Genomic DNA, 25,229 nt, shown 5'->3' on the forward strand with positions numbered 1-25,229 from the left:
CCATTGCCATTTTTGTCAAGATCTTTCGCATGCAAAGGGCCAGATTTATTGACTACAATTTTTTTGCCAGCCGATAACTCGATGCATCATCATCTTCCTGACTTGACCGCCCCATACGCCAGCCCTGCAAAGACCGCACTCCAAAGAAAGTCCAACCGTTCGTTTTTAAAACCGCCTCCAATGTCGATCTAAAACAACATGTAAAACGTTAAAATAGAAAAATACATTTAACATGCCTTTGACTTTCTACATATTTATGTTACCTTGCGCCTCCTAAAGAGGGAGTCAACCGCACCGCGCACCGGGCTACGCCTCGTCGGAATTCAATAATCCCACCGACCGATTTACGCGCGCTGAAGTGTTCTCCGCCGACTAAATTCTTACCGGGTGTGGAAAGTTGGCAAGTCTTGTACATAAGATCGCGCTGCGCGCGCGACTCGCGGGCCGGTTGCCGGGTATTTTTGAGATAAAACGCATTCTGGTTGCGTGCCTCGCCGCCAGCGCGTGTTCTCATGCGGCCTGGGGGTCGCCTCCCGCCGCCGCGACGACGGCAGCGGCAACGGCAGCCAGCTCGGCCATTTCGACGCTCCCTCTCTCCACCAGCACGGCGACGGCCTCGGCACGCCACGTCAATCTCGCCACGTTCGACGGCGACGATCCGCCGATGGATAGGCTGCAGGCATTCGACGCCGTGGTACTCGATCCGGCGCGCAGCTTCGATCCTGCCTCACGCCCCCTCGCTCATACGATCTACCTGGCGCGCACGACCGCGCAGCCCGGCGAGCGCGCCGACGCCTTCGTCGAACAGGAAATCGCGCCGCTCTGGCAGCGCGGCTTCCGCGGCTTCGTGCTCGATACGCCTGTGGCCATCGCCGCGCTCGACGCGATTCGCGCGGCCCACCCGGATGCCGCCATCGTGCTCGGCGGCGCCGACGCGCTGAACGCGGCGCGCGCCCACGCCAAAGACGTCTACGCCGTGCTCGCCGGCCCGTTCTTCACCGAGCCCCTTGCTGCTGGCGCGACGGCGGACGCCACGCCGGCCGCCAGCCCGGCAGGTGCGCTCGAAGCGGCCAAGGCGCTCACGCGCGAGACCGGCGTGCCGGTCGTCACGCTCGAATACTGCGACGCCACCGACCGGGCATGCGCGCGCCACACCGCCCAGCAGGCGCTGGCCGCCGGGCTCGACGCCTACGTGACGGATCCGGATCAGGACGTAGTCGGGATCGGCCGCATCGAGGTAATGCCGCGCAAGGTGCTGGTCGTGCAGGACCGCGAGACCGGAGACCAGCTCGACCTGACACCGGGCGTACGCGTGCTCGCCACGCCGCTCAATTACCTGGGCTACGACGTCCAGTACGCGGACATCTCGGGCCCGCTGCCGGCGAACGTGACGCCCGACCGCTACGCCGGCGTCGTCGTGTGGATCGAGCACGGCGACGTTGCCGATCAGATGTCCTGGCGCCGCTGGATCCGGCGCGTGACCGCCGCGCACGTGCCAATCGCTTTTCTCGGCCAGTTCGGATTTAGCGCCGGCGATTCGAGCGAGCTCCCGGGCCTTGCCTCCGTAAGCGGCCAGTTAACGGGGCCGCTGTCCATCGTCACCCAGGACCCCATGGTCGGCTTCGAGACGATGCCGAAGCCGGACCCGCGCGACCTGCCATCCGTGCGCGTCGCGGGCTCGGGCCGCTCGCTCCTCGGTATCGATGCGAACGGCACACGCGTAGATGCTGTCGGCGTAATGCCGTGGGGCGGCTTCGCATTGAATCAGTACACCGAAGTATCCCTGAGCGGCATCGACCAGGAGCGCTGGGTGATCCAGCCCATCAGCTTCCTGAAGGCGACCCTGCGCCTTGCCGCGCTGCCGGGACCGAGCACCACCACGCAAAACGGGCGACGCCTCTTCATGACGCACGTGGACGGCGACGGCTTCGCCTCGCGCGCCGAGTTCCCCGGTCCCGACTACTCGGGCGAAGCGCTCTACGAGCGTATCTGGACGCGCTACCCCGTGCCGACCCTGCTCTCGGTCATCGAGGGCGAGGTCGGTCCGGACGGCCTGTATCCGGCGATTTCGCCGCGCCTCGAAGCCATCGCGCGCAAGATGTTCGCGCTGCCCTACGTGGAGATCGGCACGCACACCTACTCGCACCCGTTCATCTGGGAAGAGGTGAACGGCAAGGACGGCTCGCGCACCGATCGCGGCGGCTCGGACTCCGCGTTCTCGCTGAACATTCCCGGCTACCACTTCAATCTGGACCGGGAGATCTTCGGTTCGATCAAGTACATCAACACGCGTCTCGCGCCGCCGGGCAAGAAGGTGCTCGTCCTGCAATGGTCGGGCGACTGCATGCCGCCCGCCGTCGCGGTGAAGCGCACCTACGATGCCGGCGTCTACAACTTCAACGGCGGCGACACCGTCATCACGCGCGGCAACAACAGTTGGACGAACATCGCGCCCATCGGCATCGACAAGGGGCCCGGCGCTTACCAGGTCCTCGCGCCGAACCAGGATGAAAACGTCTACACGAACGACTGGCAAGGCCCGTTCTACGGCTTCGATCAGGTGCTGCAGACCTTCGAGATGACCGACAAGCCGCTGCGCTTCAAGCCGATCGACATCTACTACCACATGTACAGCGGCACCAAGCTCGCGTCGCTGCGCTCGCTCGACACGATCATGAGCACTGTGCTCGCGCAACCGGTGCTGCCCGTGCAGGTGACCGACTACGAGCGCATCGTGCTCGACTGGCATCACTTCGCGGTCGCCCGCGACGGCGACGGCTGGCTCGTGCGCGGCAACGGCAGCGTGAGCGAACTGCACTGGAACGGCAACGAGGTCCCGCGCCTCGCCGACGCCTCCGGCGTGACGGGCTACTCGTCGGGCCCCGACGGCACCTACATTCATTTCGACGGCGGCAGCGCGCGCTTCACGCTCGCACAGCCCGACCCGAACGGCACGCTGCCCTACCTCGCCGAAGCCAACGGCTTCGTGCGCGATTTCGAGCGCACCGCGCGCGGCCTGCGCTTCGAATTCGGCAGCTACTACCAGCCGTTCATCGACGTGGCGCACGCCGGACAATGCCGCGCGAGCAGCGGTGGCCGCGCGCTCACCACGCAGCGCCAGGGCGACACGCTGCACATCGTCGTGCCGGCCGTGCCGGGCGTCGAAGTGACCTACCAGCCGGTCGAGGTGAACTGTGGCCAGTGACCGGCCCCGCATTGCCTCGCCGCTGGCGCTCGCCGCGACGACGCTCGCGCTCGTGGCCGCCTTGAGCGGCGTCTACGGCGCGGCACACCTGCGCTCGCGCGTGGTCGAAGATACGACGCCGAACGAACTGAACACCGCCTACCTCGAAGCGTGGCTGCGCAGCGAGCCCGCGGACCCGGTCTATCTGAAAGCGCTGGGCGAGCAATACCTCGGGCTCGGCCGGCTCGACGACGCAGAGGTAATCGCCGCGCGGCTCGCCGCGCTCGGCACGCCCGAACAGCGCCGCGCGGCCGACTCCCTGCAACTGCGCTGCGAGCTGATCAAGACCTTCGCAGCCAGGCCCGGCTCGCCGGAGCGCGCAACGCACACGGCCAGGACCCAGGCGCTGCTCGGCGCGATGGTCGCCGAAACGCAGGACGCCAGCCAGTTGCAATGGCTCTCGAAACAGGCTCTCGCCGTGAACGCGCCGGGCATCGCCGCGCGCTACAACGAGCGGCTCATCGCCGTGGACCCCGAGCGCCGCCAGCACTGGCAGCGCGAGGCCGCAAGCCTGTATCTGGCGACGGGCGACTATCGCGCGGCAGCAGCGGGCTACTTCGCCGCGCAGGCCATGGCCACGACGCGCGACGACACCCGGCGCAACTTCATCGCCGCCGTGCGCGCGCTGCAGGCCGGCAATCTGCTCGACGACGCGCTCGCGCAGGGCGGCGCGCATCTGGGCGTTCTCTCCGGGGACCGCGCGACGCTCGAAGTCATGCTCGAACTGGCGCGGGCCGCGAATCGCCCCGAACTCGTCCAGCGCTACGCGCGCGCGCTCATGCCGTTCGTCACGCAGCGCACGCCCGAGGCCGGCGCGATACGGCTCGCCGCAGCACATGTCGCCACCAACGTGCCCGCAGACCGTGCGCCGCAGCACGCGAAGTGGTTGCGGCTACCCGGCATCGAGCGCTTCGAGCGCGTGCGTGCGAAGCGCGCCGCGGTCGCCCCATTCGGCTCATTCGGCCCGCTCGTCGAAACCGGTGTTGCGTCGGCGCGGCCTGTGCGGCTCCTGCGCGTCGCTGCGTCGGTACCCGCCGCAGCGAGCCCCGCCGGCACAACCCGCACCCAGTCCGCGGACGACAAGCTCGCGCTCACGCTCTATCAATCCTTTCTCGAAGCGAACGATCTTTCGAACGCCGAAACGATCGCGGCCAAACAGGCGCAGCGCCCGGGCGCCGCACCCGAGTGGCGCAAGCGTCTCGCGCAAGTGCAGGAATGGCACAACGAGCCGATGGCCGCGCTGCAGTCGTGGCTCGCCTACGCGAAAGCGACCGACGACCCCGAAGCCTGGCGCAACGTCCAGCGCATCGCGCCGATGCTCGACGACGACGACGCCTACGTGCAGTCGCTCGTGCACGCGTCGGACGCCGCGCCCGACAACCTCAAGCTCGTCGACGACGTGATGGCCGCCTACGAACGACTCGGCCGCCCCAACGACGGCCTCGCGTTCCTGAAGGCACGCGCGACCGGCGCGCGCACGGAGGAAATGCTGCGCCGCTACGCGTGGCTTTCGCAACGCAACGGCAACTACGATCAGGCGCTCGCGACCTACCAGAAGCTGGCGCTGGCCTCGCCACGCAACACCGAATACGCCGAGCGCTGCGCGAATCTGCTCTATCAGCGCGGCAGCTACGCGGAGGCGCTCGCCGCCCTCAAGCGCGCCGAGCCCTATGCGAGCGATACCGACACGCTCTACTGGCGCACCTACGGCCAGCTCGCGCGCCTGCTGCAGGACGACGCGGACACCGACCGCGCCTACCGGCATCTGCTGACGAACCCCGGCACCGAGCCGGAGGACCTCGTCACGATGACCTTCTTCTACGAGCCTTATCCGATCGACGCCGCGCGCACCGCCACGCGCCAGTTCCGCAAGACGGGCGAGGTCCAGCCGCTGCGCGACGCGATCAACTATTACCTCGCCGCGCACGCCCTCGACGAGACCGGCGCGCTGCTGGCCTCGCTCACGCCGGAGCAGCTCGCCAACGCCGAGCGCGACGGGGGCTTCCTCGCCGCGCGCGCCGAGTACGAGCGTCAGATCGGCCGCCTCGATGCCGCGCTCGCCGACCTGCGCCGGGCCGTCGCGATGCCGGGAACGAACGCCGATACGATCGCCGCGTATCTGTGGATGGTGGTCGACGCGGGCACCGAGGACGAGCTACGCGCGGCGCTCAACCGCTGGCGCGACCGCTCGCTCGACGACGAAATGCTGTGGGGACCGTACGCCGCCGGCGAAATGCAACTGAACCGCCCGGAGGCCGCCCTCGCCTATCTGCGCCGGCAGGCCGTCACGAGCGGCAACGATCCCCTGTGGCTGCTCACCTATGCCGACGCGCAGGAAATGGCCGGGCACACGGCGCTCGCGTGGTCGATGCGGCGGCGCGTCTGGATCGCGCTGCTGCACGAGACTTCGGGGAACGCGGGCAAGCCTGGCGCCAGGCCCGGCACGAAGCCCCTCGCCATGCCCGCACGCAACGAATGGGAAGCGAAGGAGCAACTGCAGGGGCGCCGCGCGATGCTGGCGCAGATGCTGGAGAACGGTGACACCGCCGCCCATCTTCTCGCCGCGCTGACCGCCTCCGACACCCGCGCGCCCGACGATGCATCGGGGCACAGCCTGCTCGGCAACGCGCCCGGCGTGGATGCGCTGCCCGCGCCGCAGGAGCGCGACGCGCAGTACCGCAAGCTCCGCCGCTCGGTCGCGCGCGACGTCGCCGTTGCGTGGGCGCTCTCGCTCGAGCGCAACGACGTGGCCAAACGCTGGCTCTCGCGCCGCTACGCGACCGATCTCTCCAGCCAGCGCAACGAGCAGCTCACGATCGCGCTGGCCGAGGAAGACGCCCAGCAGATCACGCAGATTCTCGACTCGCGCAGCACCGCGCCGACGCTCTACAGCCGCATCGACGCCGAGAATTTCGTCGACCGCCAGGGCGCCGCGCAAGCGCATGCGTTCGCGGGCCTCGACGGCGCGCCGTACGACGACCAGTTGCACGAACGCCTCGTCGAAACGTCGCTGTTCTGGGACCAGTCGATCGGCACCTCGATCGAAAACTATATCGAGCACCCGCTCGACTACGTGCAGCAGACCATCACGGCCAGCCTCAAGCTCACGGATCACTACCTGATCGGCCTGCTCGGCATCCAGCGCTGGCAGCGCACCGCCGACACGACGCAGCTCGTCAACGTCGATCCCGTGGACCGCCAGGCGTCGTTCTTCCTGCGCCGCCAGACCAACGATTCGACCGTGAACGCCAGCTTCGGGCGGCGCGACGGGATGGATTCGTTCTACACGTTCCGCCTCGACGGGTCGACGGGCAACGGCTCGCCCGTCACGCTGTCGGGCTCGATCGCGCGCAACGCGGACGCGGACGAAACGCAGACGCTCTTTGTCGGCGGCATGAAGGATCTCGTAACGGGCAATCTTCTGTGGCAGATCGACCCGCGCTGGTCGTTCAACGCGAGCCTCGAAGCCGACCGCTTCTACAGCCAGGCGCGCAATCTCATCGGCACGGGTGGCGTTCAGCAGGCGGAAGTGGACTACAAGATCCGCACCGAGTACCCGGACTACACGCTGCGCTTCGTGGCTGCGCACGGCGGCTACAACAACAGCGGCCAGCCGGACGCCCTGCTTGCGCGGCTCGTGCCGGCCGACGAGAGCCCGATCACCGCCGCGACCTTCATGCCGAACAGCTACACGCAGTTCGGCGCGTACGTGGGCTTCGGCAACGATCTCGCCGAACGCTACACGCACGCCTGGCGGCCCTATCTCGACCTCGGCATCGTGCACGACACGGTCCAGGGCTGGGGCCTGAACGCCGACGTCGGCATTGCGGGATCGGTATTTGGCGGCGACCATGCAGCGATTTACTTCGAGCACGAGCATCTCGCGCAAAACGGCTCGCAGCTCACGATGATCGGCGCACGCTATCGCTGGCTGTATTGACTTCACGACGCAAGACGGTGCGCCTCGGGGCGTGCCGATCCCGACACTCAACGAACCGGAAAGGAAGAGCAGACATGAATGCAATCGAGCGCATCCGCAGAAGCTGGGGGCTGATGCTGGCCGCCGCCGGCATGCTGGCCCTGAGCGCCTGCGCCAGCGTCGATTCGACGCCGGCGCCGGCGCTCGCGGCATCGAACGGCGTGGCCGTGCTGCCGCTCGCGAACTTCACCGAAACGCCCGACGCGGGACGCTCCGCCCAGGCCGTAGCGGCGAATACGCTGCGCACGCTCGGCTACGCGAGCGTGGCGACGATGGCAAGCGCCGACAACGGCGCGAGCTTCGACGCCTCCACGCAGCCGAACCTCGAACAGGGCCTCGACTGGGCCCGCGGCCAGCACGCGAAATACGTGCTGACCGGCGCGGTGGAGGAGTGGCGCTACAAGGTGGGCGTGGACGGCGAACCCGTCGTCACGCTCTCGTTCGAGCTGCGCGAGCTGCCCTCGGGCCGCGTGGTCTGGAGCGCGACGGGCTCGCGCACGGGCTGGAGCCGCTCGGGCCTCGGCAGCACGGCACAAAGCCTGGTCGGCAAGCTGCTCGCGCCGCTGGCCGCACACGGCTGAACACGCCTCAAGCGAGATCGCGATGGAAATCCAGACCAATAGCGGCCGCGATCCGGCCTCGCGCGAAGGCAGCGGCCGGCGGCACGTCTACGAGCGGCCCCACAGCGACCCCGGCTGGCTGCGCAATGTGCTCGCGCCGGTCATGCGCTCGCGCTTCGCGTGGGCCGAGACCGCGCTCATCACGATCGTGGCGCTCGCGCTCGCCTGGTTCTTCGACCGCGCCGATCCGCTCCTGCTGAAAAGCGGCTTTCCCTGGCTGTGGCTCGTGCCGACCCTCATCGCGCTGCGCTACGGCGTGATTGCCGGTCTCGGCTCGGGCGTGCTGCTGGCACTGGTCTGGACACTCGCCTACCCCACGGGCACGCCGTGGCCCACGCCGTTCTTCGTGGGCGGCGGGGTGCTCGTGATCCTCGCGGGCCACTTCGCCGACACCTGGAACGTGCGCGCCGACCGCGCCAATTCGGTCAACGACTACCTCAACGAACGCCTCACGGCACTCACCGACAACCACTACCTGCTGCGGCTCTCGCACGAGCGGCTGGAGCGCGACCTGCTCACGCGCCCGACCACGCTGCGCGACTCGATCAACGAGCTCCGCCAGCTTTCGGCCGGCAATGCCGCCGACGCCGCCGATGCGGCAACCCGGCTGCCGGGCACGGCGCGGCTTATCGAATTCGTTGCGCGGGCCTGCCAGATCGAGGTAGCGGCGCTCTATGCGGTCAACACCGGCAAGCTCGCGGCCGAGCCGCTCGCGACGGTGGGCGAGCCCTTCGAACTCGACGCCGCCGATCCACTCGTCACGCTCGCCCTCGCAAGCGGCCAGCTCGCGCACCTGAAATCGGCGGACATACTCGGCGTCGGCAGCCAATACATCGCCTGCGCGCCGCTGATCTCGGCCAGCGGCGAAACACGCGCGCTGCTGGTGGTCCAGCGCATGCCGTTTCTCTCGCTCAACCACGACAACCTGCAACTGCTGTTCGTCCTGCTCGGCTACTACGGCGACGGCCTCGAATATGCTCGCGCGACGCACGATCTCATGGACGCCGTGCCCGGCTGCCCGAGCGATTTCGGTCTCGAATACGGCCGCCTCGTGCAGTTGCACCAGAGGAGCGGTATCGAGTCGTCCGTGGTGGCCCTGTCGTTCCCGCGCGACGAAGAGCACGACTCGCTGTTCGAGCACGTGCTGCGCCGCGGGCGTTCGGCGGACCTCGCCTGGCCGCTGCAGACCTCGAAGCGCTCGGTGCTCGTGAACCTGATGCCGCTTGCCGATGCCACCGGCGTCGCGGGTTATCTCGCCCGCATCGAGACGAACCTGCGCAACCAGTTCGACACCGACTTCGATCGCGCGCGCATCGGCGTGCACACGCTGCACGTGACGGGCGCCTCGGGCAAGACCAATCTCGCGGAACTGCTGCAGCGGGTAACGAACCATGAGTGACGCGGCCGCGATCCTCCTCGCCCTGCCGTTTGCCGCGCTGCTGCAAGGCGCGGCGCTGTGGAGCGCGTTTCATCCGTTCGCGGGCCTCGAACCGCTGGCGTGCTTTCTCGTGCTGCAGGCCCTGGCAGCGGCGGCCGAAGCGATCCTGTTCCGCCGCTTGATGCCCGCCGAGCAGCAGGAGCCGCGCCGCGCCGCCCTCGCCCATCTCTGGGCGCTGTGTTTCTTCGCGCCCTGCGTGGGCGGCCTGCTCGAAGTGCTCGCGAGCCGCGTCGGCACCCGGCTCGCCATCGCGCGCGCATTGCGCGAGATCGACGTGGTGGGACGGCCCGAGTTCGTCTCCCATCTCGTCTCGCGCGTCTCGCACGCCGCCGGCGCGCGCGTGCAGGCGCGCCTTGCAAACCGCCACGCGGCCACGGGCGACCGCCTCGCCGCGCTCGTTTCGATCCAGCAACTGCCGACGCGAACCACGGGCACGCTGCTGCGCGATCTGCTCGCCGACCCCGTCGACGACTTGCGCCTCCTCGCCTACGGCATGCTCGACCAGGCCGAAAACGAAATCGTGAACCAGATTTTCGCGTGCCGCGACGCGCTCACGCGCGCCGGCACCGAAGCGGAACAGCAGGCGCTGCACCGCCAGCTCGCCGAACTGCATTTCGAGCTCGTCTACCAGCGGCTCGCGCAGGGCGACGTCTATCACCATGCGATCGCCGAGGCCGAAATGCATGCGCGCAAGGCGCAAGCGCTCGCGCAAGGCGACCGCGACGCCGCGCTCTGCCTGCTGCTCGCGCGCCTCGCGCTAGCCCGCGACCGGGCCGACGAAGCCACGCCGCTGCTCGAACGTGCGCGCGAACTCAGCTTCCCGCGCGAGCGCCTCCTGCCCTGGCTCGCCGAGGCGGCCTTCCGGCAACGCCGCGACGCCGAAGCCGCCGCGATCGTCGGCGAACTCGCGCGGCACGCCGGCACGCCGGCGCTCAAACCCGTGATCGATTACTGGACACGATGAACACAACGCTCACTCGCCGCGCCGAAGAAGCCGACGTCTGCCTGCTGCTGGAAGGCACCTTCCCCTATGTGCGCGGCGGCGTATCGAGCTGGGTCAACGAGATGATCCGCGCCTACCCGCAGCGGCAGTTCGCCATCGTTTTCATCGGCGGGCGCAGGGAGGACTACACGAAGGCCGCCTATGCGCTGCCCGACAATGTCGTGCACTTCGAGGACCACTATCTCTACGAAGCGTCGTTTGCCGACGCGATGCCGCATCATCGCGCCGTACCCGGCGACCACGAAGCCTTTGCCCGCTCCGCCGCCTTCCACGAGATGCTGCGCGGCCGCGACCGCCAGCCGGAAATCGGCTCGATGATGGTCGAACTGATCGGGATGCTCGGGGAAGGCGGAAGTCTTTCGGCCGAGCAGTTCCTGTACAGCCGCGAAGCCTGGGAGTACATCGAGCAGCAATACCGCGAGCGCTGCACGGACCCCTCGTTCACGGACTACTTCTGGACCGTGCGCAACATGCACCAGCCGCTCTGGCAGCTCGCCCGCGTGGCCGAGCGCACCGTGCGGGCGCGCATCTACCACACGGTATCGACGGGCTATGCCGGTTATCTGGGCGCGCTGCTGCACCATCGCACGGGCCGCCCGCTCATCGTGAGCGAGCACGGCATCTACACGAAGGAGCGCAAGATCGACCTGCTGCAAAGCCGCTGGATACGCGACAACCGCGGCGTGTTCGAACGCGACGTCTCGGACGTGAGCTACTTCCGCGACCTGTGGCTGCGCTTTTTCGAAGCGCTCGGGCGCCTCGCCTACGACGCTGCCGACGAGATCGTCGCGCTCTACGAAGGCAACCGCCAGCGCCAGATTGTCGACGGCGCGCGCGCCGAGCTCACGCGCACGATCCCTAACGGCATCGACGTGGAAACGCTGATGCCGCTCGCCGCGCGGCGTCCCGCGCGAGCGCGCCGCGTGGTCGCGCTGATCGGCCGCGTGGTGCCGATCAAGGACATCAAGACCTTCATCCGCGCGATCTTCATTGCCGCCCGCACGATGCCCGACATCGAAGGCTGGATCATCGGCCCCGAGGACGAAGATCCAGCATACGTACGCGAATGCCGCGCGCTGGCGGAAAGCCTCGGCCTGCAGCGCAACCTGAAGTTCCTCGGCTTCCAGCGCATGGACGAGATGCTGCCCCAGGTCGACCTGGTCGCGCTGAGTTCGATCAGCGAGGCCCTGCCGCTCGTGGTGCTGGAAGGATTCGCCGCCGGCGTGCCCGCGATCACGACCGACGTGGGCGCGTGCCGCGAGCTCATCGAAGGCGGCCAGCCCGAAGACCGCGAGCTCGGCGTGGCCGGCGCGGTCGTGCAGATCGCCAATCCGGCGGCGTTCGCGAGCGAGGCCATCGCGCTGCTGAACGACGAGCCGCGCTGGCTCGCCGCGCAACGCGCCGCCACGCAGCGCGCGCAGCGCTACTACCGGCGCAGCCAGATGATCGAGCGTTATGAGGCGATCTACGCCCGCGCGAACGCGCAGCCGGACCGCCCACGCGACGGCGCCGCGCCCGGTGCGGCCGGCCCCGCGGGCGGCTGCCCGGTTCACGGAAAAGCGCGCGGCGGCGCCCTCGCCGCGCTGCGCGCGGCCTTCAACCGGAGTCGCTGATGGCCGGCATTGGATTCGAACTGCGCAAACTGATGCGCCGCGACACGCTGACGGGGGTTGCGCGCGCCTACTTCTACGCCGGCCTCATCAGCTCGGGCCCGATGATCCTCTCGTGCTTCGGCATCCTGATCATCGGCATGCTGAGCTTCGCTATCGTGATACCGAGCGTGCTCATCACGGAGTTTCAGGTATCGGTGACCTATATGATCGCCTGCAGCCTGATCGTCACGGGCCCGCTGCAGCTCTCCTTCACACGCTTCGTCTCGGACCGGCTCTACGAGCGCCGCGACGACCTCGTGCTGCCGAACTACCGCGCGGTCCAGCTCGCCTGCACGGCAATGTCCGGCGTGCTCGGCACCCTCGCGATGAGCTTCGGCTTCGGCCAGACGCCGCTCGCCTACCGGCTGCTGATGATCGGCGGCTTCGTGATCGTGAGCAACATCTGGATCGCCGTGATCTTTCTTTCGAGCGTCAAGCAGTACCGGCAAATCCTGGTGTCGTTCGCCATCGGCTACACCGCGGTGGTCGGGCTCGCACTCGGGCTCAATCGCCATGGGCTCGAAGGTCTGCTTGGCGGCTTCGTCGCCGGTCATGCCATTCTTTTCCTGTGCCTTTCGACGATCGTGCACCGGCAATACCCGGGTTCGCGCTACATCGCATTCGAGATGTTCGACCGCCGCTACGTCTATCCGAGCCTGGCCTGCGTCGGGATCATGTTCAATCTCGGCGTCTGGATCGACAAGTTCATCTTCTGGTTCTCGGACGTCACCGGCACGCGCGTGATCGGCTGGTTCCATGCCTCGGTCATCTACGACATTCCCGTGTTTCTCGCCTACGTGTGCGTGATGCCGGCCATGGCCGCCTTCCTCGTGCGCATCGAGGCCGATTTCGCCGGCTACTACGACGCGTTCTACGACGCCGTGCGCACGGGCGCGACCCTGCAGCGCATCAACGCGATGCGCGACATGATGGTGCGCAGCGTCCGCACCGGTCTCGCGGAAATCGTCAAGGTCCAGATCGTCGTGGTCTTGCTGATGCTGGCGTTCGGCGCCGCGCTGCTGGGCGTCCTGCGCATCTCGTCGCTGTACCTGCCGCTGCTGCTCGTCGACGTCATCGCCGCCAGCTTGCAGGTGCTGTTCCTCGGCCTGCTCAACGTGATGTTCTATCTGGACACGCGCCGCGACGGCCTGAGGCTCACCGGCCTCTTCGTCGCGCTCAATGCGCTCTTCACCGCACTCTCGATCCGTCTCGGACCGGCCGCGTACGGCTACGGTTTCGCGCTGGCCCTTCTGATCGCGACGATCGTCGCGGTCCGCACGCTCGACGCCAAGTTCGCCGCGCTCGAATACGAAACCTACATGCTGCAATGAAAACCGGTGACACGAACTCGCTGCGCAGCCGCGCAGCCGCGCTCGCCTGCGCGGCACTCCTCGCCGCTTGCGGTGGCGGCGGCGGCGCCTCGGGATCGGCCGCGTCGCCGGCCAGCGGCGCGTCGAGCCCGCAACCGGCCGTTGCCATCAACGGCTCGACGAACGTGACGATTGCCGCCTCGCGCAATCTGAACCCGCAAGGGGCTTGGGTGGTGTACTACGGTTCGGGATCCCAGGCAGACCTCGCGCGCATGGCATCGACGTTCAAGCTCATCGTCGTGGATGCGGATCCGGCCAACGGCAGCCCGGCCGTCACGCCCGCGCAGATCGCCACGCTCAGGAGCAACGGCGCCACCGTCCTGAGCTACCTGAACTTCGGCGCATGCGAAACATGGCGGACCTACTGGAGCAGCGCGCCGGCGGGCTTCCTCTCGTGCTCGGCGAACACGGCCGCGCAGCTCGGCAAGATGGCGGGCTACAGCGAATACTGGATGAACCCCGCCAACAGCGACTATCAGCACCTGATCGCCGACTACGTCGCGCCGCAACTGATGGCGACCGGCGTGGACGGCCTGATGCTCGATAACTTCGAGATCGTCGGCCACGGCGCCGGCGCGACCGACGGACCCTGCGACGCGACTTGCGCGCAAGGCGGCCTCGACCTCGTCGCGCGGCTGCGCAACGATTTTCCCGACGCGCCGATCGTGCTCAACCATGCGCCCGTCACGGCGCTGAGCGGCACAAGCGGTGGCATCGCGTTCCCGATGCTCGTGGACGGCGACTTCGGCGAGCAGGTCTTCGCACCGGCAGTGGACACCGGCCAGGTGCAGGAGCTGCAAACCTGGCGCAGCGTCGAAGCCGGCTTGCCGCGCAGCGCGTTCTTCACGGGCTCGCTCGACTACATGACGGACTGCACGCAAACGAGCGCCGCGCAAAGCGACTGGAACGCGAGTCTCGCGGCCGGATTGAACCCGTCGGTGGCGACCTCGGCGCTCAACACGGTATGCTGGTGGCCCTTTCTTCCTTCCTGATGCGCGGAACCCTCCATGCATAAGACCTCCGGGCGCACGGCGCCGCAAGCCCGCTCGCGACGCTCCCCGGGCTTCCTCACGCGTGGCGCGCGCCTGCTCGCAGCCGCCCTGTGCGCCTTGTGCGCGGCGCCCGCGACCCGCGCGGCGGACACGAACGCTCCCGCGCCGAGCGTGGCGCTCTACTACGGCACGACGCCGCCCACCGAACTGCTCGCCCGCTACGACATTGCCGTGCTCGAGCCGGACAGCGGCTTTCTCCCGCGCGATCATGCGCTGCCGTGCACGCAGTGGTTCGCGTATGCGAGCGTCGGCGAGATCACGGCCCAACGGCCGTACTATGCGGCGCTGCCGAAAGACTGGCTGCTGGGCCATAACGAGAGCTGGGGGTCGCGCGTGGTCGATCAAAGCCGTGCCGGCTGGCCGGCCTTCTTCGTGCGCCACGTCATCGATCCATTATGGGCGCGCGGCTATCGCGGCTTCTTTCTCGACACACTGGACTCGTATCAGCTCGTGACCGCCACGGACGCCGAACGCGCGCGCCAGCGCGACGGCATCGTGCGCGTGATCCGCGCCATCAAGGCAAGCCACCCGGCCGCGCAACTGATCCTGAATCGCGGTTTCGAACTGCTGCCGCAGATACACGGCGAGGTGACCGCCGTTGCGTTCGAATCGCTCTATAGCGGCTGGAACCAGGCACAATCGCGCTACGTTCCCGTGCCCGAGGCAGATAGAAACTGGCTGCTGGGCATGGCGCAAACCGTGCGGACGCAATACGGCCTGCCCGTCATCTCGATCGACTATTGCGCGCCGGGCGACGCCGAATGCGCGCGGCAGACCGCTGCGAACATTGCCGCCCACGACATCGTGCCCTTCGTCACGGACGGCGCGCTGCAAACGCTGCCGGAGGCGACGCTTCCGCCGCCGCGCGAGGCCAGCGCCTGCACACGTGCCGCCCAGTGAAAAGGAACCCGGCGATCCGATTAGCGATGCGGCGGCCTACTTCGCCGGCGTTTGCTTCGCCTTCTTGCCAGACGCGTTGAGCGCCGCCGCGGCCAGTATCAGCGTCTTGAACGCCTGCGCGTCGACCTCTTCGCCCTCGCGAATATCGATCGCGCGTCTGACGTTGCCGTCGAGACTGGAGTTGAAGAGCCCGGCCGGATCCGGCAACGCTGCGCCCCTGGCAAAAGTCAGCTTCACGACCGCCTTGTACGACTCGCCGGTGCAGAGAATCCCGCCGTGCGACCAGACGGGCGTGCCGCGCCACTTCCACTCTTCCACGACGTCCGGGACGGCCTCCTTGATGAGCCGGCGCATTCTGCCCAGCGTGGCGCCGCGCCAGTCGCCAAGCTCGGCGATCCGCTCGTCGATCCATTGCGACGCCGCCTGGCTCCCCCCGGAATTCGTCTGCTTCATGTAGTTCTCCCGACTGATGGGTCTGCGCCGCGCCTAGAGACCAAACTGCTGACCAAACTGCTGCGTGTACTCCGTGTTCAGGCGCGGCCAGTCGAACTTCATCGCCTCCGCACCCACGATGCGCCCGATCGGCTCGCCGGCAACGAAGCGCTCCAGCACGTCGAAACAGATCTGCCAGCCCGCCGCGCCCATGGCGATGAAATTCCGGTCGATGTTATGCCAGAGGGTGAGCCGCGTGCCGTCGCCGAGCGGCTCGAGCTCCCAGCGCATGTCATTGTCGCCCCAGCGGTACTGCAAGAGCCGCGGCGCTTCGGCGCGCGTCACCTGGGTCTCCGAAACGTGCGGCGTGGGCATGCCCACCGTCGACAGCGTAACCGGACCGACGGCGGCCAGACTCCGGCTGGCATCGAACGGCGCCCATTCGCGCAGGCTGACCGGGTCGGTCAGCGCCTGCCAGACTTTCTCCGGTGCGTGGCGCAGTTCGCGAACCACCACCAGGGTCCACTTCTCCCCATCCTTTCTGACTTCGGCGCCGGCCGCCGGGCCCGGCCTGTACGCATCACGGTTGCTCATCGTTTCTTCCTCCTCGTGCGGGGTGCGGGATCCAGTTGGTCGAGATGGCGTTCGAGCGCGTCGACGTGCGCCTCCCAATACTGGCGGAACTGGGCAAGCCAGGTATCGATCTCCATCAGCGGTTCCGGCTTGATCCGGTACAGCCGCCGCTGCGCGTCGACACGCGACTCTACGAATCCGGCCTCGCGCAGCACGCGCAGATGCTTCGAAACCGAGGGCTGCGGGAGATTCAAGGCGTCCTCGATATCCCCAACCGAGCACTCGGCGCCTGCAAGCAGGCTCAGGATGGCGCGGCGGCTAGGCTCGGCGATGATGGCAAAAGCAGATTCCATAATGAGTATATACCTCGTAAGGAATATTCATGTCAAGCCGAACGGCAAGCCACATGCCGCTCCGGCTACTGCAGATAGCGGACGACGAGCCGCGTGGCCTCGTCGACGAGTGCGTCGAACGCCTCGTCGGGCAAGCTGTCGGGATGGTGAATGACCGCCGTGTGCGTTAGTGCTTCAATGGAAGTCACGCAGACGAACGACGCGAGTTCCAGATCGACGGCGCGAAATTCGGCGCGATGCGTTTCCAGATAAGACCTGAACAAGGCGTAGGTCTCGCCGCTCAGGACCTCCGTGTTTTCGGTCCTCTGTGTGCGCGGCAGTTGTTCAGCCAGCACGCGATGCAGCGCGGGATCGACGCGGTGCGCCTCGATCGCCGCCGCAACGAGCGCACGCACGGCCTGCTCCATCGGCAGTGCCGCGGCCTGGGCGAGCGCGCCGCGCACGACCTGCATGAGGTCTTGCCGGTGGCGCTCCACCACGGCGGCAATGAGCGCCTCCTTGCCGGGGAAGTACTGGTAGAGCGAGCCCACGCTCACGCCCGCCCGTTCGGCAATACGGTTGGTGCTGATCTTGTCGAAGCCGTCCCTCACCAGAATGCGAGCAGTTGCTTCGACCAGCGCGTCGACCGTTGCGCGCGATCGCTCCTGGGAAGCGTGTTTCCTCGGTTTCGTGAGCGGTTTTCGCGCCATGCCCTGCGCTCCCAATGCGAGTAGGTAAGACGAGCCGTTGCTCGTATTATGCATCTGGCAATGCGAATCTCAACGGAACACCCTGTCTGGAGCCACTCCATGTCCTGTCAGCCTTATTCCCAGCTTATCGCCATCAAGCAATGGGCCGATCGTGGCCTCTACGATACCCTCAGCCAGAACTTCGACCGGCTTGGCAGCGACGATGCCTCGATCATGCTACGCATTCTCGACCATATCCATGTAGTAGACCGAATCTTCCAGCACCACCTGCAAGGGCAACCGCATGCGTATCGGGCACCGCGGTCGGAAGCCATGCCCAGGCTCGAAGCCCTGGCGGACAGCGCACGCGAGGTCGACGACTGGTACGCGCACTACGTGGACGGCCTCGCGGAGCACGCGTTCGAAGAGCCCATCGAGTTCGTCTTTACGAGCGGCAAGCCGGCGCGCCTGCGCCGGGGCGAGATCATCCTGCATGTATGCCTGCACGGCACCTACCACCGGGGCAATGCCGGAGCGCTGCTCCAGTTGAGAGGCCTCACCCCGAACCGCGACTCGATCACCGAGTTCCTCGAAGACATGCGATGAAGGCGGCTGGCCCGGAGTGGTCCGTAGCTGCCACGACGGGCCGCTCAGGGAATCAGCCGTTCGCGACGGCCGTCGGCGTGTTCGACGCCGTGCCGTTCGACCGGTCCGGCGCCGCATGGACGACCTCGCCGCGAAAGCACGTCTCCACAATCCGCATCTGCGTCAACTGCTCGACAGGGTACAGCAGCGGATTGCGGTCGAGTCTCGTGAAGCTCGCATCCTTGCCCGGTTCGAGCGATCCGGTGCAGTCCTCGAAACGCAGGGCATAGGCCGCGTTGATCGTATAGGCTTCGAGCATCGTGAGGAGGTCGAGACGTTCGTCGGGGTTCCGCCGGGTTCGTCTACGAGCACGCGCGTCACACCGGTCTGGATGATCGGCAGCGGGCGGCATGGCGCTCGTCTATCTGAAGAAAGATCCCAACACGAACAATCCTGCGGACTACCAGGCAGCCTACGAACTGCTGAAGAGCATCCGTCCGTACATCACGCAGTTCAACAGCGCGAGCTATATCAACGACCTCGCGGGCGGCGACATCTGCCTTGCGCCTGGCTGGTCGGGCGACGTGAACTCGGCGCGAATCGCCGCGGAAGCGGCGAAGAAACCCTACCACATCAAGTACGTGATTCCCGACGAAGGCACGGCGATGTGGTTCGACATGATGGCGATTCCCAAAGATGCGCCGCATCCCGGGAACGCGATGAAGTTCATCAACTTCGTGATCTCGAATCAGGAAGCCGCCAATCTGACGAACACTACCTCGTATCCGACTGCGGTACCGGCCGCGAAGGCACTCGTGCGCCCGGACGTGCTGGCCGACCCGGCAGTGTTCCCGCCGCCCGAAGAATACCGCAAGATGTTCGTGAGCAAGCCGATGACGGCGGAACTCACGCGGCTGCAGAACCGCCTGTGGGCGAAGTTGAAGACGGATTGAGGAGAAAAGAACGAATACGCCCCCCCGTTCGTCGGCAATCAGCCGGTTCGCGCGCGTTTGCGCGGCTTCACCAGCCTTTCCACTGCCCCCCCGGTGACATCCTTGAATAGCGCGACGCTACCATAAGCCCTTGCAGCCAGCATGGCACCATAAACCAGCGACACGAGCGTCGCGGCCTCGGTGTAAACCGACGAATCCAGCTTGACGAGATCGCTCTTCACACCCGATTCAAGCACCTGTTCGAGCCACGCAGTCAGGCTATCGAAGAACGCTTTCACCCCTTGCGCCACGTCCTCCGGCAATGAAGGCAGTTCGGCGCCAAGCATGCCCGCCACGCAGAACGGAGCCGAATCGTCAGCAATGCAGCGTTCCCAATGGCCGACGTAAGCCCGCAGTTGGGCAATAGCGTCGGCGCCGCTGGCCTGAAGTGCCTCCACGTCGGCCTCAAATGCTTCCTGCCACTCGTTCAGCACCGCGATCACGAGATCGGTTTTAGCGGGAAAGTGGTGGTGAATGCTCGCCTTGCGAATGTCGATCGCCTCTGCGACATCGGCATAACTGAACCCGTTATAGCCGCGACGCATGATGAGTTGCCGTCCAGCCGCAATGATCCTGTTTGCCGTAAGGTCTCCCGTTGCCGTCATTTAGCCTACCATCTAGTCGGTTGATTAATCGACAGTGTACGCGGAGCGGAGATCGATTTCCAGCTCCGAAATTTTTCTTGCGCATCAGCCATCCTACTAGTAGGATGTTTTCATCGAACAGGGACTGTCCTGCCGATGTCTCCCTTACCTCATCCCCAGGAGCATGAAAATGAAGCTTTCCTCATACGTAACCCGCATCGCCGCCGCCGTTGCCCTTTCCGCCGCCGCCCTCGGCTCGCAAGCCGCCACGGCCGCGCCCATCAGGAACGTCGTCCTCGTCCACGGATATTTCGCCGACGGCTCGGGCTGGCAGGCCGTCTCGAAGATCCTCACGCGCGACGGGTACAAGGTCTCCGTGGTACAGGAGCCGGAAACCTCGTTCGACGACGACGTGAAGGCAACCACCCGCGTGATCGATGCGCAGGACGGCCCGAGCATCCTCGTCGGCCACAGCTACGGCGGCGCGGTCGTGACCGAGGCCGGCAACGACGACAAGGTCGCGGGTCTCGTCTACGTGGCCGCGTTCCAGCCCGACACGGGCGAAACCCCGCTCGAACTGGCCAAAAAGATGCCGCCCGCCACCAAGGCCATCAAGGCGACTGCCGACGGCCATCTGTACATCGATCCGGCCGATTTCCACCAGGATTTCGCCGCCGACCTGCCCGCCGCCGAAGCGAGCTTCATGGCCATCTCGCAGGTGACCCCGGCCGCGCAATCGTTCGGCGTTCCGATCACGCACGCCGCATGGAGAACGAAGCCTAGCTGGGCTGTGGTGGCAACCGCAGACCGCGCGATCAACCCCGATCTGGAGCGTTTCATGACCCAGCGAGCAGGCAGCAAGACGGTCGAGATCAACTCCAGCCACGTGGCCTACATGTCGCATCCGGCCGAAGTCGCGAAGCTGATCGAGCAAGCCGCAGCGCAGGCCGGCAAGGAATGAGAAAGCGCGAGTGTCCGCTGCGAATAGCTTTCTTTGCTGAACTGTTAGGATGATTTCGAACGGGTGGTCCCGTCCCGTTCCGTCACGATGTTGGTCTTCCCATCGCTTTGTTTCGTTCGCAGTACCGTTCGCTTTCGGCGACTGCTCGCCGAAGCGGTAACTTCTGTCACCCGGGCGCCGGATCCTGCTGACCGGCGATCGCCCGGATAACGTCAAAGGAGCATGACCATGCCGTACGTTATGACGAAGGACAATGTCGAAATCTTCTACAAGGACTGGGGTCCGAAGGACGCCCAGCCCATCGTCTTCCATCACGGTTGGCCACTATCTTCCGACGATTGGGACGCACAGTTGCTCTTTTTCGTCCAGAAAGGCTATCGCGTCATCGCGCATGACCGGCGCGGTCATGGCCGGTCCTCGCAGGTCCCGGATGGACATGACATGGACCACTACGCTGCCGACGCCTTTGCCGTCGTGGAAGCGCTCAATCTGCATAACGCGGTGCATATCGGCCACTCAACGGGCGGCGGCGAGGTGGCTCGTTATGTGGCGAGACACGGGCAGCCCAGCGGACGCGTCGCCAAGGCCGTGCTCGTGAGCGCCGTGCCTCCGCTCATGCTCAAGACCGGGGCCAATCCGGAAGGTCTCCCGATCGAGGTCTTCGACGGTTTCCGCAAGGCGCTTGCCGACAATCGCGCCCAGTTCTTCGTTGATGTCCCCGCCGGCCCTTTCTACGGCTTCAACCGTCCCGGCGCGGCGGTCCATCAAGGCGTGATCCAGAACTGGTGGCGGCAAGGCATGATGGGGAGTGCGAAGGCGCACTATGAGGGCATCAAGGCCTTCTCGGAAACGGATCAGACGGAAGATCTCCAGACCATCACGGTCCCGACGCTGGTCCTGCATGGAGAAGACGATCAGATCGTACCGATCGCCGACGCGGCGCTGAAGTCGATCAAGCTGTTGAAAAACGGAACGCTGAAGACGTACCCCGGTTTTTCGCACGGCATGCTGACGGTTAATGCAGCAGTCCTGAATGCCGATCTGCTCGCATTCGTGCAGGCATAACGGCAACGACATGAGCCCGCGTGAGCGGGCTCATGGGTGCGGCAACTGTTGCGGCCGGCCCGCTTGCATCCCCCATCGACTCAGAACGAATAGATAACTGCGTACCCAGCAGGTCGTTCGCCTTCGCGTACGAGCCGTCGCTGCGCAGAAAGGTGATCTGATAAGGTTGGTGACCGAAGCAACGGGGGACACCATGCTGCTTAACGTCGACCCTTTCAATCAAAACAGCCGGCACCTGAACGTGCCGATCAAGGCGCTGGGCGAGGTCATCGAATCGGTCGGCCTGCCTCATTTCGTGCGCCGGCATACGCAGCACGACGGGCACGCATCTCGTGGTCCGCGACATGAGCAAGCTGCCCGCCGGCGAGTTTCGCGAGCTGATCTTCGAGCCCAGCCATATCGCCCAGGAGTGCGTGCTCACGAAAAGCACGCGCCACACGCAGTACTCGCTCGCGATCGTGCGCCGCGATGACCAGCCGCAGTTTTCGCTGGCCGAGCTCAATCACTTCCGGCATCTCGGCGATTTTCTGTTTCCGCTGCTGGAACTGCATGTGTCCACGGCGGCCGTCAAGCGGACCGCCAACGCGATGAGCGAAACCGATTCGCTCGTGCTGTTCGACGCGCGCCTTGCGAGCGAAGACATCCGGCTCTCGAAACGGGAATACGAAAGCTGCCGCCACCTGATCGCGGGACGCACCGCGCCCGAAACGGCGAAGATCCTGGGCGTGCGGCAAACCTCGGCCGAGTCGTACGTGCAGCGCGCGTTCGCCAAGCTCGGCGTGCGAACCAAGCGCGATCTGGTTCTGTGGGCCCGCGGCCAGTGCGCGCCGCAAGTCGCCGAAACCAGAGCCGCAACGCCTTCGTGACGTCAGGCCCGGTTGCCGTGAAACCGGCACACCTTACACAACACTTTCATGAAATATTGGTTAAATGAAAGTTACCCAAACTTCCATTCACGCTCCCCAGGATCCATCCAGGCCGGGTTGCGCAAACATATTGAAAACAAGCTGAAAGCCCGCCCCTCGGGCGCTTCGTCGGGGTTGGCCGGTTCCGATATCGGGAGTCAACCGCATGTTGCAACGGGGCGACACCGTTGCAAATTCATTATTGAAATTTAATGAATGGAAATATCATCCCGACCGTTCAGTCGCTGGAATTAACCAGCGGCCTGATTGAACTGTAATAGCGGCGCCCGCTGTGCGCGCCGCCGGTCAAACAATGTCGGGGACTCTCATGAAAAAGACTACTGCAGCGCTCGGCGCCGCTCTGCTGGCCCTCTCGGCCCAGTCGGCTTTCGCGCAAAGCTCGGTTACGCTTTACGGCCTGGTCGATACGGCCATCCGTTACCAGACGAACGCCAACCCGCAGAATGACGGCCTCACTTCGATGGTCCAGGGCGTGGAAACGCCGAGCCGCTTCGGCTTGAAGGGGTCCGAGGATCTGGGCGACGGCACGCAGGCGATCTTCAAGTTGGAGAACCAGTTCAACCTCTTCAACGGCGCACTGCCCCCCGGTGCCCCGCTCTTCTCGCGTAACGCTTACGTAGGTCTGTCGAACAATGTCTACGGTACGGTGACCTTCGGTTACCAGCAGACGCCGTTCTTCGAGGCGATGGGCAACACGTTCGACCCGCTCACCGTTGCCGACTACTGGCAGGACAGTTGGGCGTACAACCCGATCGGCCCGTACCTGTTCCAGAGCAACTCGGTCAAGTACAAGAACACGATCGGCGGCCTGCAGATCGAAGCCATGTATGGCTTTGGCGGCGTAGCGGGCAGCGTCGGCACGAACGAGATGTACGCGTTCACGGCAGAGTACGACGTCGGCGCGCTGCAGACGCTCGTGGGCTTCCAGCAGAACGACGTGAACGGCAAGAAGTTCAACGCCCTGAACGTGGGCGCCGTCTACGCGGTGCTCCCGTCGATGAAGCTGCTGGCAGGCTGGCTGCACTATCAGGATCAGACCGGCGGCACCGACATCTACGAGCAGCAGAGCGGCCTCGCCACCTCGCAGGTTCTCTCGTCGACGTCGAGCCTCCTCAGCCCGAACCGTATCGACGACAACTTCTACGTCGGCACGCAATGGCAGGTCACGGCGCCGCTGGCGCTCACGGCCGCCGGCTACTACGGCCACGCCCGCAACGCGGTCATGCCCGGCGACACGACGCTCGGCGTAGGTATCAACTACTCGGCCACGCTGCTCGCCGAGTACTCGCTCTCCAAGCGCACCGAAGTCTACGGCACCGTCGACTTCACGCACGGCACGGGCGCCTACACGATCGACTACCCGGGTCGCAACAACCAGACCGCCGTCGCAATCGGTCTGCGCAACATCTTCTGATGACGCGGTGCGGCCAGGCGCCGGATCTGTCGCACCAGACACGAGCCGCACACGCTTTTCACGTGTGCGGTTTTTTTCGTCCGCGGCAAAGCCGCGGATCCGCTCACGCCGATGCGAACGCGATATCCGAAGGACTGCCAACCGCCACGTAGTTGCCGGTGAAGTGCAGTTTGCCGCTCGCCTTGTCGGCCGCGAAGATCGCAATGTGGTCGCTGCGCTGGTTCAGCGAATAAAGGAAACGCCCTGACGGGTCGAAGCGGATCACGCGCGGATAGTCGCCGCCCGTAGGGATCTCGCCGATCCAGTGCACGTGCCCGTCCGCGCCGATGCCGAACTGCGCGATCGTGTCGTGCAGCCGGTTGGCGACATAGATGAAGCGGGCGTCGTGCGAGAGCACGATTTCCGATGCGAAACTCGTACCCTCGTAGCCCGCCGGCAGCGTCGACACCGACTGAAGCTGCGTGAGCGTGCCGTGCGCCGCATCGTAGCCGTAGCAGACGAGCGTAGACGCCTCTTCCGTGACTTCGTACATGAAGCGCCCGTTCGGATGAAACGCGACGTGCCGCGGCCCCGCGCCGGCCGACGCCGCGACGAACGGCGGATCGTTCGGCGTGAGCGCACCGCTCGCCTCGTCGAACTTCCAGACATAGGTACGATCGACGCCAAGGTCGGTCGAGATCGCGAAACGGCCATCCGGCGAGGACACGATGGTGTGCGCATGCGGGCCATCGTGATCGCTGATCGCAAAGCTGCCCGGCACGCCTTCGGCCGCATGCTCCGCGCCCGCCGGCGCCTGCGGGGCCTGTATGGAAACCGCGTCGCCCAGCGCGCCGTCACCGCCCAACGGGAGCACGGCCACGCTGCCGCTCACGTAGTTCGCCACCAGCAGGAAGCGGCCGTTGGGATGCAGGCTCAGATAGACCGGCCCGGCACCCTGCGAGTTGACGGTGCTGATCAGGCGCAGCTCGCCCGTGCCCGGTTCGATAGCATATGAGCTGACCGAGCCGTTCGTCGTGCCGTTGTAGTTCTTCACCTCGCTCACGCTGAAGAGAAAGCGTTGTTGCGGGTCGATGGCGAGCGCACTCGGGTTCTCGATACCCTGCACGGCCGGCAGCGCTTCGAGCTTGCCCGTCGCGCGGTCCACGCGAAAGCGATGGATGCCGAGCCCATGTGGCGTGTACGTGCCCACATAGGCGAAGAGCGCGTTGCCGTCCTGCGCCGCCTGCGTGGGCGCGGCGGACTGACTGGCCGCGCGTGCCGGCTGCGTACCCGCAAAGGTGCCCATGGCCGACGCTGCCGCCATGGCGCTCACGCCTTTGAGCCACACGCGCCGCGCCGCCGAACCGGGAAAGCCCGGGACTTCGAGATGCCCAATTTTGTTCATCGTTTGCCGTCTCCTGAACAGAAAGCGCCATCGT

General features: G+C 66.0%; 22 protein-coding genes. 15 read left to right on the forward strand and 7 right to left on the reverse strand.

What is annotated here, in order from left to right:
* Positions 1 to 397 precede the first annotated feature (397 nt).
* The 9 genes from WJ542_RS29875 to WJ542_RS29915 all read left to right on the forward strand — a co-directional run bounded on the left by WJ542_RS29875 (position 398) and on the right by WJ542_RS29915 (position 15,258).
* Entirely contained in the window at positions 398 to 3,205 is a 2,808-nt protein-coding gene (locus WJ542_RS29875) for a polysaccharide deacetylase family protein (RefSeq protein WP_411193146.1), read from the forward strand.
* Positions 3,195 to 7,184 (forward strand): tetratricopeptide repeat protein, encoded by a 3,990-nt coding sequence (locus WJ542_RS29880; protein WP_411193147.1) that lies wholly within the window; start codon positions 3,195 to 3,197, stop codon positions 7,182 to 7,184. The genes WJ542_RS29875 and WJ542_RS29880 overlap by 11 nt, the downstream gene beginning before the upstream one ends.
* A gap of 74 nt (positions 7,185 to 7,258) precedes the next feature.
* Positions 7,259 to 7,804, forward strand: a complete 546-nt coding sequence (locus WJ542_RS29885; RefSeq protein WP_411193148.1) for a penicillin-binding protein activator LpoB — start codon at positions 7,259 to 7,261, stop codon at positions 7,802 to 7,804.
* A gap of 22 nt (positions 7,805 to 7,826) precedes the next feature.
* Positions 7,827 to 9,242 carry a PelD GGDEF domain-containing protein gene (locus tag WJ542_RS29890; protein WP_411193149.1) on the forward strand — a complete coding sequence of 472 codons (1,416 nt, stop codon included), beginning with the start codon at positions 7,827 to 7,829 and terminating at the stop codon, positions 9,240 to 9,242.
* Positions 9,235 to 10,245, forward strand: coding sequence for a hypothetical protein (locus WJ542_RS29895; RefSeq protein WP_411193150.1), 1,011 nt, complete (start codon positions 9,235 to 9,237; stop codon positions 10,243 to 10,245). The genes WJ542_RS29890 and WJ542_RS29895 overlap by 8 nt, the downstream gene beginning before the upstream one ends.
* A complete protein-coding gene (pelF, locus tag WJ542_RS29900) occupies positions 10,242 to 11,897 on the forward strand; it encodes a GT4 family glycosyltransferase PelF (protein WP_411193151.1) in 1,656 nt (551 codons plus the stop codon). The genes WJ542_RS29895 and pelF overlap by 4 nt, the downstream gene beginning before the upstream one ends.
* Positions 11,897 to 13,267 carry an exopolysaccharide Pel transporter PelG gene (gene pelG, locus WJ542_RS29905; RefSeq protein WP_411193152.1) on the forward strand — a complete coding sequence of 457 codons (1,371 nt, stop codon included), beginning with the start codon at positions 11,897 to 11,899 and terminating at the stop codon, positions 13,265 to 13,267. The genes pelF and pelG overlap by 1 nt, the downstream gene beginning before the upstream one ends.
* Positions 13,264 to 14,298, forward strand: a complete 1,035-nt coding sequence (locus WJ542_RS29910) for a glycoside hydrolase family 191 protein (RefSeq protein WP_411193153.1) — start codon at positions 13,264 to 13,266, stop codon at positions 14,296 to 14,298. Before pelG ends, WJ542_RS29910 begins: the two co-directional genes overlap by 4 nt.
* A gap of 15 nt (positions 14,299 to 14,313) precedes the next feature.
* Positions 14,314 to 15,258: an endo alpha-1,4 polygalactosaminidase gene (locus tag WJ542_RS29915; protein WP_411193154.1), complete on the forward strand. Its 945-nt coding sequence runs from the start codon at positions 14,314 to 14,316 to the stop codon at positions 15,256 to 15,258.
* Positions 15,259 to 15,294: 36 nt separating this feature from the next.
* On the opposite strand, the gene WJ542_RS29920 is transcribed toward WJ542_RS29915, so the two are convergent.
* The 4 genes from WJ542_RS29920 to WJ542_RS29935 all read right to left on the reverse strand — a co-directional run bounded on the left by WJ542_RS29920 (position 15,295) and on the right by WJ542_RS29935 (position 17,305).
* On the reverse strand, positions 15,295 to 15,711 hold the full coding sequence (locus tag WJ542_RS29920; protein WP_411193155.1) for a DUF1801 domain-containing protein: 417 nt from the start codon (positions 15,709 to 15,711) through the stop codon (positions 15,295 to 15,297).
* A gap of 33 nt (positions 15,712 to 15,744) precedes the next feature.
* Positions 15,745 to 16,284, reverse strand: coding sequence for an SRPBCC family protein (locus WJ542_RS29925; protein WP_411193156.1), 540 nt, complete (start codon positions 16,282 to 16,284; stop codon positions 15,745 to 15,747).
* Positions 16,281 to 16,616 (reverse strand): ArsR/SmtB family transcription factor, encoded by a 336-nt coding sequence (locus tag WJ542_RS29930; RefSeq protein WP_411193157.1) that lies wholly within the window; start codon positions 16,614 to 16,616, stop codon positions 16,281 to 16,283. The genes WJ542_RS29925 and WJ542_RS29930 overlap by 4 nt, the downstream gene beginning before the upstream one ends.
* A 65-nt stretch (positions 16,617 to 16,681) precedes the next feature.
* A complete protein-coding gene (locus tag WJ542_RS29935; protein WP_411193158.1) occupies positions 16,682 to 17,305 on the reverse strand; it encodes a TetR/AcrR family transcriptional regulator in 624 nt (207 codons plus the stop codon).
* 99 nt (positions 17,306 to 17,404) lie between these two features.
* Here WJ542_RS29935 and WJ542_RS29940 point away from each other — a divergent pair, with 99 nt between their 5' ends.
* Positions 17,405 to 17,890, forward strand: coding sequence for a DinB family protein (locus WJ542_RS29940; RefSeq protein WP_411193159.1), 486 nt, complete (start codon positions 17,405 to 17,407; stop codon positions 17,888 to 17,890).
* Positions 17,891 to 17,942: 52 nt separating this feature from the next.
* On the opposite strand, the gene WJ542_RS29945 is transcribed toward WJ542_RS29940, so the two are convergent.
* Positions 17,943 to 18,188 carry an amidohydrolase family protein gene (locus WJ542_RS29945; protein ID WP_411193160.1) on the reverse strand — a complete coding sequence of 82 codons (246 nt, stop codon included), beginning with the start codon at positions 18,186 to 18,188 and terminating at the stop codon, positions 17,943 to 17,945.
* Between the two features lie 91 nt (positions 18,189 to 18,279).
* Between WJ542_RS29945 and WJ542_RS29950 the strand changes: the two genes are divergently transcribed.
* Entirely contained in the window at positions 18,280 to 18,822 is a 543-nt protein-coding gene (locus tag WJ542_RS29950) for an extracellular solute-binding protein (protein WP_411193161.1), read from the forward strand.
* 38 nt (positions 18,823 to 18,860) lie between these two features.
* On the opposite strand, the gene WJ542_RS29955 is transcribed toward WJ542_RS29950, so the two are convergent.
* Positions 18,861 to 19,466, reverse strand: a complete 606-nt coding sequence (locus tag WJ542_RS29955; RefSeq protein WP_411193162.1) for a TetR/AcrR family transcriptional regulator — start codon at positions 19,464 to 19,466, stop codon at positions 18,861 to 18,863.
* A gap of 169 nt (positions 19,467 to 19,635) precedes the next feature.
* Between WJ542_RS29955 and WJ542_RS29960 the strand changes: the two genes are divergently transcribed.
* From WJ542_RS29960 to WJ542_RS29975, 4 genes are all read left to right on the forward strand, one after another.
* Entirely contained in the window at positions 19,636 to 20,406 is a 771-nt protein-coding gene (locus WJ542_RS29960; RefSeq protein ID WP_411193163.1) for an alpha/beta fold hydrolase, read from the forward strand.
* 228 nt (positions 20,407 to 20,634) lie between these two features.
* Entirely contained in the window at positions 20,635 to 21,471 is an 837-nt protein-coding gene (locus tag WJ542_RS29965) for an alpha/beta fold hydrolase (RefSeq protein ID WP_411193164.1), read from the forward strand.
* A 344-nt stretch (positions 21,472 to 21,815) separates the two neighbouring features.
* Entirely contained in the window at positions 21,816 to 22,337 is a 522-nt protein-coding gene (locus WJ542_RS29970) for a response regulator transcription factor (protein WP_411193165.1), read from the forward strand.
* Positions 22,338 to 22,704: 367 nt separating this feature from the next.
* On the forward strand, positions 22,705 to 23,811 hold the full coding sequence (locus WJ542_RS29975; RefSeq protein WP_411193166.1) for a porin: 1,107 nt from the start codon (positions 22,705 to 22,707) through the stop codon (positions 23,809 to 23,811).
* A 103-nt stretch (positions 23,812 to 23,914) separates the two neighbouring features.
* Here the strand turns inward: WJ542_RS29975 and WJ542_RS29980 are convergent, their stop codons facing one another.
* Entirely contained in the window at positions 23,915 to 25,195 is a 1,281-nt protein-coding gene (locus WJ542_RS29980; RefSeq protein ID WP_411193167.1) for a lactonase family protein, read from the reverse strand.
* Between the last annotated feature and the right edge of the window lie 34 nt (positions 25,196 to 25,229).

It is taken from the genome of Paraburkholderia yinzeri, assembly GCF_046581065.1.
GTDB lineage: Bacteria > Pseudomonadota > Gammaproteobacteria > Burkholderiales > Burkholderiaceae > Paraburkholderia.

Coding starts and splice junctions, on each gene's coding strand:
- WJ542_RS29885 (WP_411193148.1), top strand. CDS start 7,259: ATGAATGCAATCGAGCGCATCCGCAGAAGCTGGGGGCTGATGCTGGCC.
- WJ542_RS29890 (WP_411193149.1), top strand. CDS start 7,827: ATGGAAATCCAGACCAATAGCGGCCGCGATCCGGCCTCGCGCGAAGGC.
- WJ542_RS29895 (WP_411193150.1), top strand. CDS start 9,235: ATGAGTGACGCGGCCGCGATCCTCCTCGCCCTGCCGTTTGCCGCGCTG.
- pelF (WP_411193151.1), top strand. CDS start 10,242: ATGAACACAACGCTCACTCGCCGCGCCGAAGAAGCCGACGTCTGCCTG.
- pelG (WP_411193152.1), top strand. CDS start 11,897: ATGGCCGGCATTGGATTCGAACTGCGCAAACTGATGCGCCGCGACACG.
- WJ542_RS29910 (WP_411193153.1), top strand. CDS start 13,264: ATGAAAACCGGTGACACGAACTCGCTGCGCAGCCGCGCAGCCGCGCTC.
- WJ542_RS29915 (WP_411193154.1), top strand. CDS start 14,314: ATGCATAAGACCTCCGGGCGCACGGCGCCGCAAGCCCGCTCGCGACGC.
- WJ542_RS29920 (WP_411193155.1), bottom strand. CDS start 15,711: ATGAAGCAGACGAATTCCGGGGGGAGCCAGGCGGCGTCGCAATGGATC.
- WJ542_RS29925 (WP_411193156.1), bottom strand. CDS start 16,284: ATGAGCAACCGTGATGCGTACAGGCCGGGCCCGGCGGCCGGCGCCGAA.
- WJ542_RS29930 (WP_411193157.1), bottom strand. CDS start 16,616: ATGGAATCTGCTTTTGCCATCATCGCCGAGCCTAGCCGCCGCGCCATC.
- WJ542_RS29935 (WP_411193158.1), bottom strand. CDS start 17,305: ATGGCGCGAAAACCGCTCACGAAACCGAGGAAACACGCTTCCCAGGAG.
- WJ542_RS29940 (WP_411193159.1), top strand. CDS start 17,405: ATGTCCTGTCAGCCTTATTCCCAGCTTATCGCCATCAAGCAATGGGCC.
- WJ542_RS29945 (WP_411193160.1), bottom strand. CDS start 18,188: ATGCTCGAAGCCTATACGATCAACGCGGCCTATGCCCTGCGTTTCGAG.
- WJ542_RS29950 (WP_411193161.1), top strand. CDS start 18,280: ATGGCGCTCGTCTATCTGAAGAAAGATCCCAACACGAACAATCCTGCG.
- WJ542_RS29955 (WP_411193162.1), bottom strand. CDS start 19,466: ATGACGGCAACGGGAGACCTTACGGCAAACAGGATCATTGCGGCTGGA.
- WJ542_RS29960 (WP_411193163.1), top strand. CDS start 19,636: ATGAAGCTTTCCTCATACGTAACCCGCATCGCCGCCGCCGTTGCCCTT.
- WJ542_RS29965 (WP_411193164.1), top strand. CDS start 20,635: ATGCCGTACGTTATGACGAAGGACAATGTCGAAATCTTCTACAAGGAC.
- WJ542_RS29970 (WP_411193165.1), top strand. CDS start 21,816: ATGAGCAAGCTGCCCGCCGGCGAGTTTCGCGAGCTGATCTTCGAGCCC.
- WJ542_RS29975 (WP_411193166.1), top strand. CDS start 22,705: ATGAAAAAGACTACTGCAGCGCTCGGCGCCGCTCTGCTGGCCCTCTCG.
- WJ542_RS29980 (WP_411193167.1), bottom strand. CDS start 25,195: ATGAACAAAATTGGGCATCTCGAAGTCCCGGGCTTTCCCGGTTCGGCG.